The following is a 21,537-nucleotide window of genomic DNA, read 5'->3' as shown; positions in this document are numbered from 1 at the left end:
AGGCGTGATGCCATTGGGGGTGGCGGCGGGCAGTTGGGCCTCGCTCCAGCGCCAATGGGCCTGGATCTCAGCGGGAGGTTCGCTGATCAGCTCGTGGCGGTTGATCGGGGTGTCGTCGGCCAGGGCGCTGGCGGGCACTTCGGCCGCCACTTCGCCGTTCTGGAGCACGCGCACGATGTTGTCTTCGAGCACGCGGCCCACCACGGCGGCCTGCAGACCCCAGCGGGTGAAGCTCTGCATCAGCGCCTGCTCGCGGCCGGGCTTCACCACAAACAGCATCCGCTCCTGGGATTCGCTCAGCAGAAACTCGTAGGGGGTCATGCCGGCCTCGCGGGCGGGCACCCGGTCGAGATCGAGTTCGATGCCGAGGCCCCCCTTGGCGGCCATCTCCGAGCAGCTGCAGGTGAGGCCAGCGGCGCCCATGTCCTGAGCGGCCACCACATCACCGGTTTGGAACGCTTCGAGGCAGGCCTCGATCAGGCCCTTCTCCAGGAAGGGGTCGCCCACCTGCACGGCGGGGCGGTCGTCGAGGGAGGCTTCGGTGAGCTCGGCACTCGCAAAGCTGGCGCCGCCCATGCCGTCGCGGCCAGTGGTGCTGCCCACGTAAACCACGGGGTAGCCCACGCCCTCGGCGCCGGAGCACACGATCTCCTCGGTTTCCATCAAGCCGAGGGCCATGGCGTTCACCAGCGGGTTGCCGGAATAGCTGGCGTCAAACGCCACCTCACCACCCACGGTGGGCACGCCCACGCAGTTGCCGTAGTGGGCGATGCCGGCCACCACGCCCTCCATCAGGCCCACATTGCGCTCATCTTCGAGCGGGCCAAAACGCAGGGCGTTGAGCAGGGCGATCGGCCGGGCGCCCATCGTGAAGATGTCGCGCAGGATGCCGCCCACGCCAGTGGCCGCACCCTGGAACGGCTCCACAGCCGAGGGGTGGTTGTGGCTCTCGATCTTGAAGGCGAGGCGCTGGCCTTCGCCCAGATCCACCACACCGGCGTTCTCGCCGGGGCCCACCAGGATGCGCGGGCCGGTGGTGGGGAAGCCCTGCAGCAACGGCCGCGAGTTGCGGTAGCAGCAGTGCTCCGACCACATCACCCCGAACATGCCCAGCTCAGCGCGGTTGGGGGCGCGGCCCAAACGGCGGCAGATCTCGTCGTAATCGGCCTGGCTGAGGTTCTCCTTCTTCAGCGCTTCGGGCACGGAGTAGTTCGACTCAGCAGCGGCCACCACAACACGTGCATGCAGATCCATCCAGTGTCGCCGAGCGTCATCCCCAGCTGCCCGCGAAGCCTTCCGGCACCCCCAGCAGACAGGCCTGCAGCTGCCGGCGTTGCAACAGATCACCGGTGTAGATGGCCTCGAGCTGCTTGCCGATGCTGATCCCGAGGCCGCTCAGGCGACCGTGTTCTGTGCTGTTGAGCTTGATCCGCCGCACCCGCAGCTCCTGGGTGCTGGCCCCCAGCACCGCCACACGATCTTCGCTGCCGAGCGCCTCAATCACGTCAATGCTGCGACCGGCGACCCGGCGTCTAGCAGAGCCATCAGGCGTAATCAACAGCCAATCCACGGCCCCATCGGGCGCACTGCTGAAGCGATTGCTACCGCGCCCGCCCCACAGTTCATCGGCGCCAGCGCCGCCGATCAGGATGTCGTGGCCGCCATGGCCGAGGAGCAGATCGCCAGCCAGACCTCCGGTGAGGCGATCGGGCTGGTTGCTGCCGATCAGGCGCTGCGGCCAAGGCTGCGCCAACGGATCCACAGCCGTCTCCACCCCCCAGATGCGCTGCAAGGCATGAATGTCGTTGCTGGAAAACCAGGTGGGCCACGCCCCGAGCAGAGGATCGCGGTAGGCCATCAGCGTTTCCTCAGGGAAAGCGCTCCAGGCCGACACCCCACTCACAAACACATCGCCATCGGAGCGATCAAAGGGGTGCTCGAGGCCGAGGGCGTGGCCGATCTCGTGCAGGAGCGCATAACGCAGATAGAGCTCCTGACCCGCAAAAGCGGGGGTGTTGATGAAGAGCTCCCAGAAGTGGCGATCCGCCACGCTGTTGGAGAGGGCGATCCCGAGGGCGACGCCGTCGTCACCCAGATTGATCTCCGTGTCGAGATACAGCCGCAAGTCGGCCTGATCCACCTGATCGGTGAAGCGGAAGTCGAGCTGGATCAGAGCGTCGAGCTGGCCGAGGGCGGTCTGCAGAAATCCATACAGGCCGTCGTCCATGGCCATGGTGTTGATCCACTGGGCCCCAAAACCTCCGCCCTGCACCCAGGCCGCTCCGGCGGGGCGATGCAGGTAGAGATCCAGCACCCCATCGGGGGGAACCACCAGCTGGGTGGTGAAGTCGCGAAAGTCGGGCGCGATCAGCAGCTCAGGATCGATGCTGCGCAACTCAGTCACCAAACCCAGGCGGTGGGACAGACCCACCTGAGCCGCATCACCGGAACGCAGGAAGCAGCCGTAACACATGGTTCAGCCCTCAGAGCCAGGGATCATCGTCTTGCCCGCCCGGCCGCTGGGGGCGTGACCGGGATGGCGGAGCGTCGTAGGAATCCCGGTCGTCGTCCCAATCATCCCAGGCTTCGGCCGGCCGTCGAGGGGGCTGAGGCTGGTCGGGCTGCCGCTCCCAGCTGGGTTCCTCTTCCATCCAACCCTCCAAGCGCTCCTCGAAGCGATCGCCGGCCTGCTGGAACTGGTCGCGCAATCGCTCGGTTTCCTCCTGCAGCTGATCGCGCCAGCGGCGGCCGCGGCGCAGAAACTCCTGGCGCACGCTGGCGCGAGCTAAGGGCAGATCATCCAGCTCGCTCAGCCCTGTGAACACCTGACCGGGCTGCTGATCGCTGATGCGCTCAGGGCTGAGGCGCCAGCGGCTGCTGCCGGGCAGACGCGGGTCGCTGCGCGACACCAAGTAGTGGAGAATCCGACCGCTGCTGAGCTCCACCGCCGCATCAGCCACGGTGCCGATCGGATCACCGCGGCGATCGAGCAGCGCCGCATCAATCAGGGTGGGCAGGCGATCCACCGTGGGGAGATCGGTGTCGGCCGGGTCTCCCTGCACCAGCGCCTCCTGCTCACTGAGCCCCCGCAGCTGATCGAGCCGCCAGGCGAGGCGACGATCGCCGAAGGCCGAGGGCTTGCTGATCCAGCCCAGAAGGCGATGCACCGGCGGATGCATCCAGGCGAGCGCGCCAGCGCCGTGATCCACCCCCCGATCACAGCGCACATGGCGCCGCAACAGGTCGCTGAGCAGCAACTGCTCCGGGAGGCTCACTGGCGGATCTGCACCGGCATCACCAGGTAGGTGAAGGCCGAGGCATCCTCCGGGGCCAGCACCACCGGCGTGGTGGGGGCGTTGCAGCGCACCTCCACCCGCTCGGCGCTCATCGCCTTCAAGCCCTCGAGCACGTAGCGCACGTTGAAAGCGATCTGGATGGCGTCACCGCTCACGGCGGCGGCGATCGATTCGGAGCCGCTGCCCACGTCCTGAGCGTCGGCGCTGATCGCCAGCTGACCGGCGGCGGGATCGCTGCTGATCTTCACCACGTTGTTGTGCTGATCAGCCAGAACCGCCACCCGTTCCAGGGCGCTGAGCAACCCCTTGCGATCCAGCTTGAGGCTGCGGCCGAAGCTCTCCGGGATCAGCTGGCGGTAGTTGGGATAGGTGCCATCGAGGCTGCGGCTGGTGAGCACCTGATCAGCCCACTGGAACACCACCTGGCCGCGATCACAGAACAGGCTCACCGGATCGCTGCCGCCACGGCTGGAGAGCAACCGCTCCAGCTCCCGCAGGGAGCGGGCAGGCACGGTCACATCCAGTTCGGCTTCCGCCTCAGCGCTGTTGGGCAAGCGCAGCACCGCCAGCCGGTGGCCATCGGTGGCGGCGCATTCCAGGCCGTCGGCATCCAGGCCCAGATGCACCCCTGTGAGCAGCTGCTTGGCTTCGTCGCTGCTGCTGGCGAACAGGGTGGCCCGCAGGCCTTTCACCAGCATCTCAGGGTCAAGCTTGATCGGCGTGGCGGCCTGGGCGAGGGGCAGCTCCGGAAAATCTTCAGCGGGCATCCCACGCATCTGATAACTGCCGGAGGCGCTGGTGAGTTCCACCTGCTCGCCGCCCTCGAGCGCCGTGAGCCCGATCGGACTGTCGGCAGGCATCCGCGACACGATCTCACCCAACAAACGGGCCGGCAGGGTGATGGCACCGCTGGTCTGCACCGCGGCGCTGAGGCTGGTCTGAATGCCCAGGCTCAGGTCAAACCCGGTGAGGCTGAGGCGGCCCGTGCCGGCATCGGCCGTGAGCAGCACATTGGCCAACACCGGATGGGTTGGCCTACCCGCCACGGCCCGGCTCACCAGCTGAAGGCTGGCGTTGAGTTCGGCCTGGGAACAGACCAGCTTCATGGCATGGGCAAAGCGGCTCCCACGCTTCCACAACAGGGCGGGAAGTGCAACGGGGCCAGCGAGCGGTTTCCCCACTTCTCCCCAACCCGACGTCTAACGGATCAAGAGATTCAAAGAACAAAATCCAAATTCGCAGCCGTAGAGGGTGGGGAAACGGATCAAAACCCTTCTAAAGCACTGCAGCGCAACTGATCTTGTTTCCACAGCCCTGGTGATTGCGTCAGTGAGCGCATCCGGAAAAGCTTGTTTTCCGCTGATTCCCGCCATTGCGGAAAACTCACGGGTTCAGGCTGTGTTGGACGCCCATAGTTTTCCCTGGTTGGTCTGGCGGGTTTTCCTCAGCCTGTGAACAGACGCTTTTGTGGTTGTCTTGCAGCAAAAAGCCCCGCCGAGGAAACCCGGCGGGGCTTTTTGGGGGCGTAAACCCTCGTTTGTTCAGGTTGGTGGGTTCAGAACCCCATCACCTTCGCCACGATGCTCGTGTCAGGTTCCAGCCCCGTGTGGAACTTGGAATCGTTGTGTTCGATGGCGGTGGTCGGGTCCTTCAGGCCGTTGCCGGTGAGCACGCACACCACCGTGGCGCCGGCGGGCACCTCCTCACGGCGCTTGAGCAGCCCGGCCACGGAGGCGGCGCTGGCGGGCTCGCAGAACACACCTTCACCGCTGCCGAGCAGCTTGTAGGCCTCGATGATTTCGGTGTCCGTCACGGCCATGAAATCGCCGTTGCTTTCAGCGCGGGCTTTCAGGGCCCGTTCCTTGTTCACCGGGTTACCGATGCGGATGGCGGTGGCGATCGTGTCGGGCTGCTCCACGGTGTGACCCAGCACCAGCGGCGCCGATCCAGCGGCCTGGAAGCCCATCATCCGCGGCAGGCGGCGGCTGTGGCCTGCTGCCTTGTATTCGTTGAAGCCCATCCAGTAGGCGCTGATGTTGCCGGCATTTCCCACGGGGATGCAGAGCCAGTCGGGCGCCTCGCCCAGAGCATCCACCACTTCGAAAGCCGCCGTTTTCTGGCCCTGCAGGCGGTACGGGTTCACCGAATTCACGAGGGTGATCGGGTATTGGTTGGCCACCTCCTGCACGATGGCCAACGCGCGGTCGAAGTTGCCCTTCACCGCCAGCACCTCGGCGCCGTAGAGCAGAGCCTGGGCGAGCTTGCCCTGGGCCACGTAGCCATCCGGGATCAGCACAAAAGCGCGCATGCCGCCGCGGCGGGCATAGGCGGCAGCTGCCGCCGAGGTGTTGCCGGTGCTGGCGCAGATCACGGCCTCGGAGCCCGCTTCCTTGGCCTTGGAGATGGCCATGGTCATCCCCCGGTCTTTGAAGGAGCCGGTGGGGTTGAGGCCGTCGTATTTCAGGTACACCTTCACGCCACGGCCGATGCGTTCCGCAATCACCGGCGCCGGGATCAGCGGGGTGGCCCCCTCCCGCAGGGTGATCACCGGCGTTTTGTCGCTCACCGGTAGCCACTTGCGGTAGGCCTCGATCAGGCCGGGCCAGTCCTGCATGGCCGGGCGGGTGTGTCCCAGGCGCCGGCGAAGGGAGGACAACAGGGCCACAGGCTGCAGGGACGGTCTGAAGGCGAATCTACGGGGCGGGTTTCGTGGTGCTGCCGCCGGTCCCCCGCAGCCCATCCAGGGGCGACTCCATGAAGAACTGGGCCAGCTCGCTGATCGACTTGGCTTTCTGCAGCACCGCCAGCAGCGCCGGGATGCTCACCTCCATCTCATCCACGGGGTAGGCCTTGATGAAGCCGATGGCGCTGAGCTTGCCGTCGGTGGCCACCAGGGCATTGATCACGCCGGCCCGCAGCGCCGGGATGCCGGCCCCTTTGGCGTAGAGGGGGTAGATGATCTGCGCCACCCGGGCCAGCAGCGCTTCCCCCAGGCGGGTGCTGAGCAGGCGGCTGGTGAGCAGCAGCGGGATCGAGAGCTCGGCCTTGAGCAGCTTGCTCACCTCCTCCGGCTTCTGTTTGGCGATCTTGAGCACGTCGGCGATCAGGCCCCGGGCCTCGCCCGTGGAGGCCAACAGCTCCAGGTCGGCCACCGCGATCGAGCGGCGGAAAGCCCCGGTGACGAACACCACATTTTCGGCTGCCAGCGCTGCTGGTGAACCGCCGATCAGGCCCAGACCCAGCAGTGCGGCAACCAGACGCTGACGCTTGCGTGCGGCCATGGTGAGCGGATGAGCAACCTGGGGCCGACCTTAGGCGGGTTGCTGGGTGGGGATCGGTCGGCTGCGATCCACCCCGATCAGCACATCGCGCACCAGGTGCACCACACCGCGCTCCGCCAGACCGCGGGCCAGCTCGGCCCCCATGCGGCGCAGCTCAGTTTCCTGCAGCAGCCGCGGGATCCGCTTCAGCAGCAGCTGCGGCTCGAAGCCAGGGAGCTGGCCCAGGATGGCCACAAGCCGTTGGATCGGTTCGAGTGAGAGCAGTTCGGCGTCGTTGGCGCTCATCGGCAGGGCATCGCGCAGGCCGGGCGGCCGCAGCAGCCGTGGCAGCCGCTGGGTGATGCGCAGGGTGGTTTGCCAGCCCAGGGCATCCATCTGATTCACCGCTGCCTCCACCAGCTGCCCGCGCAGCATCCCGGCGTTGGGGGAGAACAGGAAATCGAGCACCTGATCCAGCAGGCCGTCGAGATCGAGCTGGCTGCCGCTGGCGGCGCTGCTGATCAGGTTGTCGAGCCGCTGCCAGCGGAAGATCTCGCCGTCGAACAGCATCTCCTTGAGGCTGTTGCGCAGCTGCGGATCGGGATCTTCCATCAGCCGGCGGGCGAAGTAGGGATAGGCGGCGCCGAGGATCTTGAAGTCGGGGTCGACGCTCAGGGCGATGCCTTCGAGCGTCACCAACGAGCGGATGATCAGGGCGTAGTAGGGCGGCACCTGGAAGGGGAAGCGGTACATCACGCCGCTGAGGTCGTCGGTGACGGCCTTGAAATCCATGCGGCTCACCCCCATCTCCAGGGCCTGACCGAACACCTGCTCGAAGGCCGGCACGATCGGTGAGAGATCCACGTCTTCCGCCAGGAAGCCGAGGCTCACAAAGTCTTTGGAGAGCTTGCCGAAGTTGCGGTTCACCAGGTGCACCACCGCCTGGATCAGCCCCGTGCGGCTTTCGCGGCTCACGGTGCTCATCATCCCGAAATCCAGATAGGCGAGGCGCCCATCGGCCAGGGCCAGCAGGTTGCCGGGGTGGGGATCGGCATGGAAGAAGCCGTGCTCCAGCAGCTGCTGCAGCGAGCAGTTCACGCCCACGCTCACCATGTCGTCGGGGTCGATGCCGAGCTGGCGCACCGCCTCGAGGTTGGTGAGCTTCACCCCATCGATCCACTCCATCGTGAGCACCCGCCGGGCCGTGGCATGGCGGTGGATGCGCGGCACGGCGATCCGAGGGTTGTGGGCGTGCAGTTCGGCGAAACGCTCGGCGTTGGAGGCCTCGTTGCAGTAGTCCATCTCCTCGAACACCCGCTTGCCCAGCTCATCGATCAGGGCCACCAGATCGGAGCGGATCAGGCCGATGTTGCGGTTGAGCCAGGCGGCGATGTTGCGCACGATGTAGAGATCAAGCGTGATCTGCTCGCGCAGGCCCGGCCGCTGCACCTTCACGGCCACCTTCTCGCCGTTGAGCAACACGCCCCGGTGCACCTGGCCCAGGGAGGCGGCGGAGATCGGTTCGCGCTCCAGCTCGGCGTAGATCGAGGCGATCGGGGCGCCGAGGTCGTCTTCGATGCAGGCCATCGCCAGGGCTGAATCGAAGCCCGGCAGTTGGTCTTGCAGGCCCGCCAGCTCCTCCAGCAGAAGGGGGGGCACGATGTCGGGCCGGGTGGAGAGGGCCTGGCCCGCCTTGATGAAGGCGGGGCCGAGGGAAGCCACCAGGTCGGCGGCTTCCTTGGCGCGAGCCCGCGCGTGATCGGGATTGCTGAGCCGGCGGGTGAGCCAGTCGATCCCCACGCTTACTAGGTAGAGGCCGATCGGCACCAGCGTTTGCCAGATGCGCCGAATCAGGCGCTGGGGGGCGCCGGCATAGATGCGGCTGATGGCCGCGGGGTCGTATTCGAGCAGGCCGGACACCTCAATGAAATCGCTGAGGTCGGCGTTGGGTGGCGCAGAGGGAGCGATCGGCGACGGGCTGGATTGTGTTTGGGGGAGTGTCCGGTTCTCTGTACTGTCTGTACAAAATTCTGGAAACGACGCTGATCCTTCTTTGACCGTCCCGGTCGGTCCGTGATCTGCGTGGGTGCTGGTTGTGTGGTCAGTTGTGCCCTCGGTTCGGTCGTCCCGCGTGGGGTCGTCGATCAGCTCGCCCAGAACAGAGCGGCGCATGGCGGCGCTGGCGGCTTCCAGGGGGGTGAGTGGACTGTTGGTGCCTGGCATACCGCGGGTTCGGGCCCCGGGTGCCCATTCAGTGTTGTCCCTCTTCTAAACGAAAGACGCAGCCGCTACGGTCGGGCTCAACACCGGCCGCCAGCTGTGCTCACCGGACTGCGCCTGCAGAACATCGCCCTGATCGAGCACTTGCAGCTCGATTTCAGTGGTGGGTTCACGGTGCTCACCGGTGAAACCGGCGCCGGCAAATCCATCCTTTTGGATGCGCTGGATGCACTTCTGGGTGGATCCGGAGGGCCGCGGCTGCTGCGCCAGGGGAGCGAGCGGGGTGTGATCGAGGCGAGCTTCAGCCTCACGCCGCCGCTGCAACGTTGGCTCGAGCAGCAGGAGCTCGACGCCGAAGACGGTGAAATCCTGCTCACGCGGGAGTGGCGCCTGAGCGACGAGCGCCTCAGTAGTCGCCACCGACTCAATGGTGTGGCGGTGAATCGCGCCCAGATCCAGGAGCTGCGCCCCCTGCTGCTCGATCTCACCGTGCAGGGGCAAACCCAGCACCTGGCGCGCCCGGGTCAGCAGCGGCGCTGGCTGGATCGTTTTGCCGGTGATCTGCTGCAGGGTCTACTCGCTCCGGTAGCGGAGGCTTACCGCGCCTGGCGTGCCGCTGCTCAGAAGCTCGAGCAGGCCCGCAGCAACTGGGAGCAGCTGCAGCAGGAGCGCGAGCGGCAGGAGCAACTGCTCACGGATCTGGAGGCCGCCCAGCTTGATGACCCGACGGAGCGGGAGCGCCTCCAGGCCGAGGAAAACCGCCTCGCCCATGGGGTGCGCCTGCAGGAAGGGGTGATGACCCTGCTGGGCCGGCTGGTGGATGGAGCGGAAGAAGCTCCGTCTGTGCTGGACCACCTGGCGGCCTGTGAGGGCGAGTTGGCGGCGATGCAGCAGCTGGACCCTGAGGCGGCGGCGCTGGCTAGCCGTTGCAGCGAGGGCCTGGCCCAGCTCCAGGATCTGGCCCGCGATCTCGATCGCTATGGGGCGCTGCTCGAGAGCGACCCTGAGAGCCTCGGGCAACTGCAGGAGCGCATCGCCCAGCTCAAGGCCCTGGAGCGCCGCCATGGCAAGAGCCTTGAAGAGCTGATGGCGTGGCGCGATCAGCTGCGGGAGCAGCTGGCTCCCGGAGGAGCTGAGGCCAGTTTGGAGGCGCTCGAGGCGGCTGAGTCTGCAGCCCGCCAGCAGCGCGATCGTTGCAATGCTTCTCTCAGTGCGGCTCGCCGCGCCGCTGCCGCTGAGCTGGAAAACCAGCTGATGCAGGCTCTGCGGCCGATGGGCCTGGCCAATGTGCGCTTCAGCGTGGCCATGGAAGCGGCGGCCCCTGGCGACGAGGGTGCCGATGCCGTGCAGTTCTTGTTTTCCGCCAACCCTGGCCAGCCCCTCGCTCCCCTGGCCGAGGTGGCTTCCGGCGGTGAGATGAGCCGCTTCCTGTTGGCCCTCAAAACCTGCCTCGCTGCCGCTGACCAGCACGTGACCCTGCTGTTCGATGAGATCGACACCGGCGTGAGCGGCCGCGTCAGCGGTGCCATGGCCGAGCTGCTGCAGCGCCTGGCCCAGCAACGCCAGGTGTTCTGCGTCACCCACCAGCCCCTGGTGGCCGCGGCGGCTGATCACCACTTCCGCGTGTCCAAGCAGGTGCGCGATGGTGTCACCCACACCCAGGTGTCCCAACTGCGGGACACTCAGGCCCGCCAGGCCGAACTGGCCGAACTGGCCGGTGGTGATTCCGGCGAAACCCGCAGCTATGCCGCCAGCCTGCTCAAGCGCGCGGGCTAGCCGTCAGGCCACTGCTGTCTTGGGGCTTGTGCGCTCCAGCCTCTAGCGAACAGCCGCCCTAGGCTGAAGCTGGCGTTGCGACCTGGCCATGACGCTTGCAACGGTGCCTGCTAACGGTCTGGCTCCGCTCCTCCTGCCTGAACGTCTGCGGCTGACAGCCGACCAATTTGAAGCCGTCTGCCACGCCAACCCCGATGCCGTGCTGGAGCTTGATGCCAGCGGTGAGTTGATTCAGATGACTCCCACCGGCAGTGAAACAGGTGCCAGAAACCAGGCACTCGGCGCCCTTCTTTGGCTTGGTGTTCGCGCATCTGGGCTGCCCCTCAAACTGTTCGACAGCTCCACAGGGTTTCGATTGCCCGACGGCTCGGTGCTGAGCCCCGATGCCTCGTTGGTGCGGCGCGAGCGCTGGGAGGCGCTGACGGCCGAGGAGCGGCGTGGTTTTGCGCCCCTGTGTCCGGATCTTGTGGTGGAGCTGGCCAGCCCCAGCGACGAAGGTCCTCGCGGCCTCACGGCCCTGCGTCGAAAGATGGCCGCCTACCAAGCCAACGGTGCTCAGCTCGGCTGGTTGTTGATTCCCGAGCAGCGGGCTGTGGAGGTGTGGTTGGCCGGGGCTTCACAGACTGAGCGGATCGCGCCTGCCACAACACTCGATGCCGGCAACCTCTTCCCGGGGTTGCAGATCGATCTGGCTGAGGTATGGCAGGGCTAGCCAGGTTCAGTTTCTCTTTCGTTGCTTGAGATGTTGTTCCAGCTGCTCGCCGGGGTTCTGTACAGCATGCGCAAAAGGCTGGACAGTGCTGCGGGATTGCCTTAGCGGCCACCAGGTCTTTCAGCCGTGGATCCTGAAACAGGATGGCGCCCGTATCTGGATCCACGCTCTGCTGCATCTGGCGCAGCCGCATCAATCGCATGACTGCTGAGGGCTGGTCGGCGCCCGTAGACTCCTTGATTCCCGAGCCGCCCGGATGCCCCGCGCCCTCGCCAAGAGCGTGAACGAAAAAGCGGCCCTGCAGGCGCTGAATGGCGGCTCGCTCGAGGATGTAATCCGGGTGCGGGGTGCCCGCCAGCACAACCTCAAGAACGTCGACGTCACCGTTCCGCGCAACAAGCTGGTGGTGTTCACCGGTGTAAGCGGCAGCGGTAAGAGTTCGCTGGCGTTCGACACGATCTTTGCCGAGGGTCAACGGCGCTACGTCGAAAGTTTGTCGGCGTATGCGCGGCAATTCCTCGGGCAGGTGGACAAGCCCGATGTGGATGCGATCGAAGGGCTGTCACCGGCGATCTCGATCGATCAGAAATCCACCAGCCACAACCCCCGCTCCACGGTCGGCACGGTCACTGAGATCCAGGACTACCTGCGCCTGCTGTTCGGCCGCGCCGGTGAGCCCCACTGTCCGGAGTGCGATCGCTCGATCCGGCCCCAGTCGATCGACGAGATGGTCGATCAGATCCTCAAGTTGCCCGAGGGTACCCGTTATCAGCTGCTGGCTCCCGTGGTGCGCGGCAAGAAGGGCACCCACGTGAAGCTGCTGAGCGGCCTGGTGGCGGAAGGCTTCGCCCGGGTGCGCATCAACGGCGAAGTGCGCGAGCTCGCCGACAACATCGAGCTGGATAAAAACCACGCCCACAACATTGAGGTGGTGGTGGATCGCCTCGTGTCGCGCGAGGGCATCCAGGAGCGCCTCACCGATTCACTGCGCACGGCGCTCAAGCGCGGTGATGGCCTGGCCCTGGTGGAGGTGGTGCCCAAGGCGGATGAGGAGCTGCCGGAGGGCGTGGAGAAGGAGCGCCTCTACTCCGAAAACTTCGCCTGCCCGGTGCATGGCGCCGTGATGGAGGAGCTCTCGCCGCGGCTGTTCTCGTTCAACAGCCCCTACGGCGCCTGCCCCGATTGCCACGGCATCGGCCATCTGCGCCAGTTCACGATGGAACGGGTGATCCCCGATCCTTCGCTGCCGGTGTATGCGGCGGTTGCCCCCTGGGCGGAAAAAGACAACGCCTATTACTTCTCGCTGCTCTATTCGGTGGGCGAGGCCTTTGGCTTCGAGATCAAAACCCCCTGGAACGAACTCACTCCGGAGCAGCACGAGGTGCTGCTGCACGGCTCCAAAGAGCCGATTCCGATCCAGGCCGATAGCCGCTACCGCAAATCGCAGACCTACGTGCGGCCATTTGAAGGGATCTTGCCGATCCTTGAACGTCAGCTGCGTGATGCCAGCGGCGAATCAATGCGCCAGAAGCTGGAGAAGTTTTTGGAGCTGGTGCCCTGCGCCAGCTGCAATGGCCTGCGGCTCAAACCCGAAGCCCTGGCGGTGCGGGTGGGGCCGTATCGCATTCATGAGCTCACCAGCAGCAGCGTGGGCGAGAGCTTGCGGCGCATCGAGGAATTGATGGGCGTTGGCGCCCATGAGGGTGATGAGCCTCTGCTCAATGCCCGCCAGATTCAGATCGGCGATCTGGTGCTGCGAGAGATCCGCATGCGCCTGAAGTTTCTGCTGGATGTGGGGCTCGATTACTTGAGCCTCGATCGCCCGGCGATGACGCTCTCCGGTGGCGAAGCGCAGCGCATTCGACTGGCCACCCAGATCGGCGCCGGCCTCACCGGTGTGCTCTACGTGCTCGATGAGCCGAGCATCGGCCTACACCAGCGCGACAACGACCGGCTGCTCAACACGCTGATCAAGCTGCGGGATCTCGGCAACACCCTGATCGTGGTGGAGCACGACGAAGACACGATCCGCGCCGCCGATCACATCGTCGACATCGGCCCCGGTGCCGGCGTGCACGGCGGCCACATCGTGGCCGAGGGCGACTTCAACGCCCTGATCAGCGCCGAAGACTCGCTCACCGGCGCCTACCTGAGCGGTCGCCGTTCGATCCCCACCCCCGCCGAACGGCGCGATACCGGTTCGCGCAAGCTCACCCTGGTGGGCTGCGAACGCAACAACCTTTCGGGTTTCGATGTGGAGTTCCCGCTGGGCCGGCTGGTGTGCGTGACCGGCGTGAGCGGCAGCGGCAAGAGCACGATGGTGAACGAGCTGCTGCACCCGGCGCTGGAGCACAAGCTCGGCATGAAGGTGCCCTTCCCCTCCGGTGTGAAGGAGCTCAAGGGGATCAAGGCGATCGACAAGGTGATCGTGATCGACCAGTCGCCGATCGGCCGCACCCCCCGCTCCAATCCCGCCACCTACACCGGCGCCTTCGACCCGATCCGCCAGGTGTTCGCCGCCACGGTGGAGGCCAAAGCCCGCGGCTACCAGGTGGGGCAGTTCAGCTTCAACGTGAAGGGCGGACGCTGCGAGGCCTGCAGCGGCCAGGGCGTGAATGTGATCGAGATGAACTTCCTGCCCGATGTCTACGTGCAGTGCGACGTGTGCAAAGGCGCCCGCTACAACCGAGAGACGTTGCAGGTGAAATACAAGGGCCACACCATCGCCGATGTGCTCGAGATGACGGTGGAACAGGCCTCAGAGGTGTTCTCTGCCATCCCTCAGGCAGCTGATCGCCTGCGCACTCTGGTGGATGTGGGCCTCGGCTACGTGAAGCTGGGCCAACCGGCGCCCACCCTCGAGGCTCAGCGCGTGAAGCTGGCCACCGAACTTTCCAAGCGCGCCACCGGCAAAACCCTCTATCTCATCGACGAGCCCACCACCGGCCTGAGCTTCTACGACGTGCACAAGCTGATGGACGTGATTCAGCGGCTCGTGGACAAGGGCAATTCCGTGCTCGTGATCGAGCACAACCTCGACGTGATCCGCTGCTCCGACTGGATCATTGATCTCGGTCCAGAGGGCGGCGACAAAGGCGGGCAGATCGTGGTGACGGGAACCCCTGAGGAGGTGGCGGCTCATCCCACCAGTCACACCGCTCGCTACCTCAAGCAGGTGCTGGAGCAGCATCCGCCGCAGCCCGTGGCGGCCTGACGCGCTTGGCTTGGCACCTGGTGCCAGGTTGCAGGCCTCCATCGACCGGAACGGCCGCTTGGTGCTGGTGCCCTCCAAATACGAGCCGGAGGATCTGTTCCAGGACCGCCCCAAGGTTCCGCCAGGGAGGAGATCTGGCTGATCAGCTGATTCTGGCCTTGGCCACCAACACCGCTGCCTTGCCAGTGTTGAGCTTTGACCGTCGGTTTGCCGATTTTGAACGTGTTGAACTGCACCGCTCAAGCTGAGGTGAGTGGCTCAGAGGCCACTGCCAAGGCACGGCGGTGAGGATGCTTTTCTTGGCGCCGAGCCTTGAGGAGGCCGAAGTCCAGGTCTTCATCGATCTGGCGGATGACGACCTGTTGCGCTGAGCGTTTCAGCCCAGCAGCGGCACCAGCTCGGCCACGGCTTCATGGCCGCCCAGCCCCAGGGGCTGACCGCTGCCGGTGTCATCCTCGGCCTGCAGTTCGGCTATATCCAGCCGCAGGCTGCGGCCATCGCTGAGCACGGCGGCCAGCACGTTGCTTCGAGCTTCCTGTAGATCGATCAATTGATCTCCTCGCTCGCTGAATCGCACTCCGATCTGGCCGATGTCGCCCCGTTGGCAGCGGCGCAGGCTGTTCACCGTGAGGCGTTTGAGCTGGCCGCTGCGGCTCGCCAGCAGCACGCAGCCCCCGAGGGTGACGCTGGCGGCGCCTACCACTGCTTCTCCGGGCAGCAGCCGGAACAGCACTGGTCCCTGGGCATTGCGGCCCATCACCGGCAGGTTGGCTTCATTCACCGCCAGCCGCAGCAGGCGACCGGTGGAACTCCCCACCACCAACTCGTCGCCTTCCCGGCAGAGCACCACCCGCCGCAGGCTCACGCCGTCCTTGAGCTTCAGCACCGAGGCGGCCCTGCCAGAGAGCTCCTGGAAATCCTCGATCGGCAGCCGCTTGAAGCGGCCATCGCTGCTCAAGAGGCCAACACTGGTGCCTTCGGCGTCAGCACCGCTGGGGAGAGGCAGCAGTTGCACCACCCGTTCACCGCTCATGCCTTCCGGCAGGAACTTCTCGAGCGTTCCCGGCTGCTGGCCAGCGAATTCCCAACGCAGCAACGCCACCCGGCCGGCATCGGTGAAGGCGAGCAGCGCTGGCTTCTCGCTGATCGGCAGGATCAGCCTTGCCGGTGAGGGGTTGTCGCCCAGCGGTGCCGGTTCATCCAGGTGCAGCCGGCCCAGCAGTTGCGGACCCACCACCTTCACCTGGCCATCGGCCTGGATCACCAGGCGGCCATCGCTGCTCAGGCCCTCGAAGGCGCGCTGACGCAGCAGTTCGGTGTTGGGGCGTTGGGCGGCGGTGCGCTGGGCCACCAGTTCATCGCCCCCTTCCACCAGGCGGGTGCGGCGTGGCGTGGCGAAGCGTTTTTTGAGCGCTTTGAACTCGGCCACCATGGCGTCGAGCAGGGCCGGGCGCTCATCCAGCAGGTGGCGCAGGCGGCTGCGTTCCTGGCGTAGATCCTCGGCTTCCTTGCGCAGGCTTTCCTGCTCCAGACCCGTGAGCCGGCGCAGGGGCATTGCCAGCACCGCATCGGCCTGGCGTTCAGTGATGTCGAGATGCACCTGCAGGCTGGCCCGGGCGCTGGCGGCATCGGGGGCGGCGGTGATCATCTCGATCACTTTGGGCAGGGCGTTAAGAGCGGTGATCAGACCCTCCACCACCTCGAGGCGATCTTCCGTGCGTTTCAGCGCATGGCGCGTGCGCCGGATCAGGGTGAGTTCGCGGTATTCGAGGAACTCCTGCAGCAGTTGGCGCAGGGTGAGCTGGATCGGCTTGCCGTGCACCAGCGCCAGCAGGATCGCGCCGTAGTTGCTTTGCAGAGCGGTGCGGCGCTGCAGTTCGGCGAGCACTGTTTCGGGGTTGGCGTCGCGGCGCAGCTCCACCACCACGCGCATGCCTTCGCGGTCGGATTCGTCGCGGATGTCGGCGATGCCGTTGATCTTGCCCTCGTTCACCTGCTCGGCGAGCTTCTCGATCCAGCCGGCCTTGCTCAGCTGATATGGCAGCTCGGTGATCACCACGGCGCCGCGTTTGTGGCGGCCCTTGCCGGGCTGAACCTCCTCGATGTGAGCCACGCCCCGCATCGGGATGCTGCCGCGGCCCGTGAGATAGGTGTCGCGCACACCGCTGCCCGTCAACACCTCGCCGCCGGTGGGGAAGTCGGGGCCGGGCACCAGCTCCAGCAGTTTTTCGTCGCTCAGATCGGGCTTGCGCACCAGGGCGATCAGGGCATCCACCACCTCGCCCAGGTTGTGGGGTGGGATGTTGGTAGCCATGCCCACGGCGATGCCCGTGCAGCCGTTGAGGATCAGAAACGGCAGCTGGGCCGGCAGCACCGTGGGCTCCTGTTGGGAGCCATCGAAGTTGGGGGCGAAATCAACGGTGTCGTCGCCAATTTCATCGAGCATCGCCTCGTTGGCGATCGGTGCCAGCCGCGTTTCGGTGTAACGCATGGCGGCCGGTGGGTCGTCGTCCACCGAGCCGAAGTTGCCATGGCCATCCAGCAGGGGGTTGCGGCTGGCGAAGGTCTGCACCAGGCGCACCAGGGCGTCGTACACCGCCTGATCGCCGTGGGGGTGGTACTTGCCGAGCACATCGCCCACCACGCGGGCGCACTTGCGGTAGGGGCGATCCGGGGTGAGCCCCAGCTCGTGCATCGCATAGAGGATGCGGCGCTGCACAGGCTTGAGGCCGTCGCGGGCGTCGGGCAGGGCCCGGCCCACGATCACGCTCATGGCGTATTCGAGGTAGGAGCGCTGCATCTCCTGGTGCAGCTCGATCGGCTGGATGCGCCGATCGTCGGATGGGTCCGGCAGCGGCTGATCGGGGCGCGCCTTGGGCATCCGTGGCTCAGGCCGGGGGGCTGAAAGTGGCGCTCAGCCTACAGATCACGGGCTTATTCGTCGCCCAGGTCGTCGTTGCCGCCGGCGTTGGCCTGAGCGCGTTCCACATCGGCCTTCAGGGCTGGCTCCGTGAGCAACCGGGCCGCAGCGCTGCGCAGCCTGGGGCCCCAGAGCTGCTCCTTCTGCCAGCTGTCGAGCACGTAATTGGGGTCTTCGGCCAGGGCTTTGGCCGCGAGCTCCAGGCTTTCGGCGTTGCCAGGGGTTTTGCTGTTCAGGGCAGTGGCCAGGGCGAGGTTGGGCTCGGCGGCGGGTTTGATCTCCAGCACGCGGCGCCAACGCTTGATCGCTTCAGAGTCTTTGTTTTGCTCGTAGAGCACCAGGGCCTGGTTGTTGATCGCTTCCCAGAAATCGCTGCGCAGCTTCGAGGCCTGCTCAAACGCCCCCAGCGCATCTCCCGGTTTGCCCATCAGGATGAAGGCGTTGCCGAGGTCGAAGTAGGCACCGGCGTTCTTGCCGTCGAGCTTCAGGCCCTGGCGGATGAGATCAGCGGCTTCTGAGGGGCGGCTGTCTTTGAGGGCCAGGGAGCCCTGGGCGAAGAGGATGCCGGCGTTTTTCGGATCCAGCTCCCGCGCCTTGGCCAGCGAGACCGCGGCCTCCTTGTCTTGGTTGCTGCGCAGTTGGGCTTCCGCCAGCAGCACCCAGCCGCGCGGATCGCTGGGAATCAGTTGCACGGTGAGGGCCGCCAGCCGCGCCGCGTCTTCGGCCTGGCCCAAGCGCAGCAGCCGCGCCGCTGCCTGGGCGATGCCGAGCCCCGCTCCCTCGAGGTTTTGCTCGCTCGGCACCACCACGTAAGGCACCAGCGCCTGCGCCGGTGCGGCGCTGAGGGCCGAAAACATCAACGGTGCTGCCGCCAGAACCTTCAACCAGCGCGCAGCCATCGATGCAGGGCGATCACAGCCGCAGGTTAGGCAGCAATGCTCAGGCTGACCGCGGGCTGCGGGCCCCGTTGCGGCGATTTGTGCGCTCGCACAGCTTCTGTACATACCGTACGGAACCTGTGCGTTCACCGCGCCATCTGTGCGGACCTTGCTCAGCTGTCCGCCAGCGATCGTTCGGCGCCTGCGCCTTCACCGGATCCAAGCCCTGTTGCCGCGCGGATGTTGCGTCGCCACATCGTTGGCTTGATCCGGCGCAGGGCGGAGGCGCGCAGCTTGTCGTCCCAGTCCTCATCACTCCAGCCCAGGGCCTCCTCGGCGCGCAGATCCAGCCACCAGGGGCGTGGTTGCAGATCGGGATCGCTGCTGCTCGCGAAGGGTTTCTGATTCCACGGACACACGTCTTGGCAGATGTCGCAGCCGGCCACCCAGCCTTCGAGGGAATCCGCGATGGCGCTGGGCAGTTCGGGACCGCGGTTTTCGATGGTGTGAAAGGCAATGCAGCGGCGGGCATCCACCACGAACGGTTCCGTGATGGCGCCGGTGGGGCACGCCTCCAGGCAGGTGCTGCAGGCACCGCAGGCCGGCACTGCAGGCGCATCGGCCGGTAGCTCGAGGGTGGTGAGCAGGTGGCCGATCAGCAGCCAGGAGCCGTGCTCGCGGCTGATCAGGTTGCTGTGTTTGCCGATCCAGCCCAGGCCCGCTTCCTCGGCCCAGGCCTTGTCCAGCAGGGGTGAGCTATCCACACAGGCGCGCCATGCCCCGTCGGGCACCTGAGATTCCAGCCAGCGCCCCAGGGCCCGCAGCCGCCCATCGATCACCCGGTGGTAATCGCGCCCCCAGCCGTAGCGGGCCACCTTGAGGGAGCCGGGGGCTCGCGCCGCGTCCACCCAATAGGGCAGTCCCACCGCCACCACGCTGCGCACCCCTGGCAGCAGCGCTTCCACCGCCCGCCGGCGCGGATCCGCCATCCAGGCCATGTCGGCTTGATGGCCGGCCGCGAGCCAGCGCTCCAGGGCGGCCGTGCGCAGCCGCAACCGTTCGCTGCCTGCGGCGGAAGCAATGCCCACCGCCGCAAAGCCCAGCTGCCGGGCCTGTTGCTTGAGGGTGTCAGCGAGTTCCACCACCCCTACGATTGCGCGATTGCGTCAGCACCACTGTGAGTTCAGCAGCGTCCGGCCGATTCGGCACCTTGTTCCGTTGGCTGGGCATCACCCTGGTGGTGCTGCTGTTCCTGCAGCTCCTGGCGGTGCTCAGCGTGAACGGCTGGGGCGAAGAGAGCTTCCGCCAGCTGCTCGCCACCACGCTGGTCACCCAGTCGCCCATGGCGTTTGTGGGGATGCTGCTGATGCTGATCGGTCAGCGCCTGGATGAGCCGGTGCCGGGCCGCACCCCGCTGCGCTGGTTCGTGTGTGTCGTGAGCGCCCTGTTGGCACTGGCCGTGCTGATCACGATTCCCGTGAGCATCAGCGGCGATCGCGCCGTGAGCGATCAGGCCAACCAGGCGCTGTTGGCTCAGCGCGGCCAGCTGGAGATGGCCAAGGCCCAGCTGGATAACCCCCAGGTGCTGGAGCAGGTGATTGCCCAGGGCGAGCAAGCCGGTCAGATCCCTGCCACCGCAAGCGATGAGCAGAAGAAGAAGGCTGCTCAGGCCTTCATGAACCGCCAGCTGGACCAGGCGGAACAGCAGCTCAAGCAGGCTGAAAACCGCCGCGACCTGGCCGCCAATCAGCGCCGCATCGGCGGCACCGGCACGGCTGTGGTGCTCCTGGTGGCCTTCACCTTGCTGGCGGTGGTGGCCGTTCTGTGAGGGCGGCTGGCTAAGTTGCGGATTGGACTTTTTTCACCGGACGCCCCGGCCTGTCATTGGTGCAATCCAGTCCCAGACCTGAGCAGCCCCTGGGCGATCGCCTCCAGCAGGACCTCAAGAACGATCTGATCGCCGGCCTGTTGGTGGTGATCCCATTGGCCACCACGATCTGGTTGGCCACCACGGTGACGCGCTTTGTGCTGGCGTTCCTCACCTCGATCCCCAAGCAGCTCAACCCGTTCAACACCCTGGATCCGATCCTCCAGGAGTTGATCAACCTGGGCTTGGGTCTGCTGGTGCCCCTGCTGGGGATCTTGTTAATCGGCCTGATGGCCCGCAACATCGTGGGCCGCTGGCTGCTCGAATTCGGCGAGGGCACCCTGCAGCGGATCCCCGTGGCGGGCTCGGTTTACAAAACGCTCAAGCAGCTGCTGGAAACCTTCCTGCGCGACAACTCCACGCGCTTCCGCCGGGTGGTGTTGGTGGAATATCCCCGCGAGGGCCTGTATGCCCTGGGTTTCGTTACCGGTGTGCTCGGCGCCACCCTCTCCGCCGGCTTTGATCAGCCGATGTTGAGCGTGTTCATTCCCACCGCCCCCAACCCCACCACCGGCTGGTATGCCGTGGTGCCGGAGGCTTCGGTGAAGGATCTCAACCTCTCGGTGGAGGATGCTTTCCGCACGATCATCTCGGCCGGCATCGTCAATCCCGACGAGCGCGAAACCCCCGCCAGCCGCAGCTTCTCCAGCCTGCTGGCGCAGCTCCGGGCCCCGGCCTACTCCCCTCTTCCTTCCAACAAGGCCTGATGCAGAGCCGCACCGTTGCCCGTGAACTGGCCCTGCTGATGCTCGGTCAGATCAGCGATCGCCAGCCAGCGGCCGACACGCCGCTCGATGCCTTGTTGCAGCAGGCCCAGGCGACGCTGAGCCAGCACGTGCGCGAGGCTCTCGATCAGGCCGCCACCGACCTCCAGGCCGCTCAGCAGCAGTTGCTCGACAGCGAATTGCAGGATCAGGGTGGTGTCGAGCAGCTGCCCCGCATCCGCCAGCACCTGCAAGACGGCCTCGCCCACGCGGAGCAGGGCCTCAACCGCCTCTCCGCCAGCCTCGAGTTGCCGCGGCTGCTGATGCTCTCCGATCAGGACGAGGTCCGCCGTGGTGCAGTGGAGCGTGCCCGGGCTGTGCTCAGGGGCCGTGAAGATCTCGATCAACGCCTCGATGCCGTGATGGAAGGCTGGCGCCTCACCCGCTTGCCCCGCATCGACCGCGACATCCTGCGCCTGGCTGCGGTGGATATCGAGCAGTTCAACACCCCCGCCGCCGTGGCTTGCAACGAGGCTGTGGAACTGGCCAATCGCTACAGCGACGAACAAGGCCGCCGCATGATCAACGGCGTGCTCCGCCGTTTCACCAGCGCCCCCGCCAAGGGCTGAT

At 66.2% G+C, this 21,537-nt stretch carries 16 protein-coding genes; 6 read left to right on the top strand and 10 right to left on the bottom strand.

Features of this window, described 5'->3' with window-relative positions; all coding sequences use genetic code 11:
* The 7 genes from purL to ACIQ2E_RS00165 form a co-directional block, all read right to left on the bottom strand.
* The coding region (purL, locus tag ACIQ2E_RS00195; RefSeq protein ID WP_398324441.1) for a phosphoribosylformylglycinamidine synthase subunit PurL at positions 1-1,254 on the bottom strand (1,254 nt) is incomplete at its 3' end.
* A 16-nt stretch (positions 1,255-1,270) separates the two neighbouring features.
* Entirely contained in the window at positions 1,271-2,473 is a 1,203-nt protein-coding gene (locus tag ACIQ2E_RS00190; protein ID WP_398324439.1) for a hypothetical protein, read from the bottom strand.
* A gap of 10 nt (positions 2,474-2,483) precedes the next feature.
* Entirely contained in the window at positions 2,484-3,275 is a 792-nt protein-coding gene (locus ACIQ2E_RS00185) for an RNA methyltransferase (RefSeq protein WP_398324436.1), read from the bottom strand.
* The gene (gene dnaN / locus ACIQ2E_RS00180; RefSeq protein WP_398324434.1) at positions 3,272-4,402 is read right to left on the bottom strand and encodes a DNA polymerase III subunit beta; all 1,131 of its coding nucleotides are present in this window, start codon (positions 4,400-4,402) and stop codon (positions 3,272-3,274) included. Before dnaN ends, ACIQ2E_RS00185 begins: the two co-directional genes overlap by 4 nt.
* Positions 4,403-4,851: 449 nt before the next feature.
* A complete protein-coding gene (gene thrC / locus ACIQ2E_RS00175) occupies positions 4,852-5,910 on the bottom strand; it encodes a threonine synthase (protein WP_398324452.1) in 1,059 nt (352 codons plus the stop codon).
* Between the two features lie 79 nt (positions 5,911-5,989).
* A complete protein-coding gene (locus ACIQ2E_RS00170) occupies positions 5,990-6,577 on the bottom strand; it encodes an alpha/beta hydrolase (RefSeq protein WP_398324431.1) in 588 nt (195 codons plus the stop codon).
* Between the two features lie 30 nt (positions 6,578-6,607).
* Positions 6,608-8,524, bottom strand: a complete 1,917-nt coding sequence (locus ACIQ2E_RS00165) for an ABC1 kinase family protein (protein WP_398324449.1) — start codon at positions 8,522-8,524, stop codon at positions 6,608-6,610.
* A gap of 351 nt (positions 8,525-8,875) precedes the next feature.
* On the opposite strand from ACIQ2E_RS00165, the gene recN reads away from it, so the two are divergent.
* From recN to uvrA, 3 genes are all read left to right on the top strand, one after another.
* A complete protein-coding gene (recN, locus tag ACIQ2E_RS00160) occupies positions 8,876-10,552 on the top strand; it encodes a DNA repair protein RecN (protein ID WP_398324429.1) in 1,677 nt (558 codons plus the stop codon).
* Between the two features lie 88 nt (positions 10,553-10,640).
* Positions 10,641-11,264: a Uma2 family endonuclease gene (locus tag ACIQ2E_RS00155; RefSeq protein ID WP_398324426.1), complete on the top strand. Its 624-nt coding sequence runs from the start codon at positions 10,641-10,643 to the stop codon at positions 11,262-11,264.
* A gap of 256 nt (positions 11,265-11,520) precedes the next feature.
* Positions 11,521-14,478 (top strand): excinuclease ABC subunit UvrA, encoded by a 2,958-nt coding sequence (gene uvrA / locus ACIQ2E_RS00150; protein WP_398324423.1) that lies wholly within the window; start codon positions 11,521-11,523, stop codon positions 14,476-14,478.
* 376 nt (positions 14,479-14,854) lie between these two features.
* Here uvrA and ACIQ2E_RS00145 read toward each other — a convergent pair whose 3' ends face one another.
* The 3 genes from ACIQ2E_RS00145 to queG form a co-directional block, all read right to left on the bottom strand.
* Entirely contained in the window at positions 14,855-17,359 is a 2,505-nt protein-coding gene (locus tag ACIQ2E_RS00145; protein WP_398324421.1) for a DNA topoisomerase (ATP-hydrolyzing) subunit A, read from the bottom strand.
* A 53-nt stretch (positions 17,360-17,412) separates the two neighbouring features.
* Entirely contained in the window at positions 17,413-18,297 is an 885-nt protein-coding gene (locus tag ACIQ2E_RS00140; RefSeq protein WP_398324418.1) for a tetratricopeptide repeat protein, read from the bottom strand.
* A gap of 152 nt (positions 18,298-18,449) precedes the next feature.
* Positions 18,450-19,421 carry a tRNA epoxyqueuosine(34) reductase QueG gene (gene queG / locus ACIQ2E_RS00135; RefSeq protein WP_398324415.1) on the bottom strand — a complete coding sequence of 324 codons (972 nt, stop codon included), beginning with the start codon at positions 19,419-19,421 and terminating at the stop codon, positions 18,450-18,452.
* A 32-nt stretch (positions 19,422-19,453) separates the two neighbouring features.
* On the opposite strand from queG, the gene ACIQ2E_RS00130 reads away from it, so the two are divergent.
* Genes ACIQ2E_RS00130 through nusB form a run of 3 tightly spaced genes read left to right on the top strand, consistent with a single transcriptional unit; the run spans position 19,454 to position 21,536 of the window.
* Positions 19,454-20,104: an HpsJ family protein gene (locus tag ACIQ2E_RS00130; protein ID WP_398324412.1), complete on the top strand. Its 651-nt coding sequence runs from the start codon at positions 19,454-19,456 to the stop codon at positions 20,102-20,104.
* A 56-nt stretch (positions 20,105-20,160) separates the two neighbouring features.
* The gene (locus ACIQ2E_RS00125) at positions 20,161-20,910 is read left to right on the top strand and encodes a DUF502 domain-containing protein (protein WP_296445305.1); all 750 of its coding nucleotides are present in this window, start codon (positions 20,161-20,163) and stop codon (positions 20,908-20,910) included.
* Positions 20,910-21,536 carry a transcription antitermination factor NusB gene (nusB, locus tag ACIQ2E_RS00120; protein ID WP_398324408.1) on the top strand — a complete coding sequence of 209 codons (627 nt, stop codon included), beginning with the start codon at positions 20,910-20,912 and terminating at the stop codon, positions 21,534-21,536. The genes ACIQ2E_RS00125 and nusB overlap by 1 nt, the downstream gene beginning before the upstream one ends.
* Position 21,537 lies beyond the last annotated feature (1 nt).

The sequence above is a fragment of the Vulcanococcus sp. genome (assembly GCF_044369115.1).
In the GTDB taxonomy this organism is placed as follows: Bacteria; Cyanobacteriota; Cyanobacteriia; order PCC-6307; family Cyanobiaceae; genus Vulcanococcus.
This window is presented reverse-complemented; position numbering and strand designations above follow the sequence as displayed.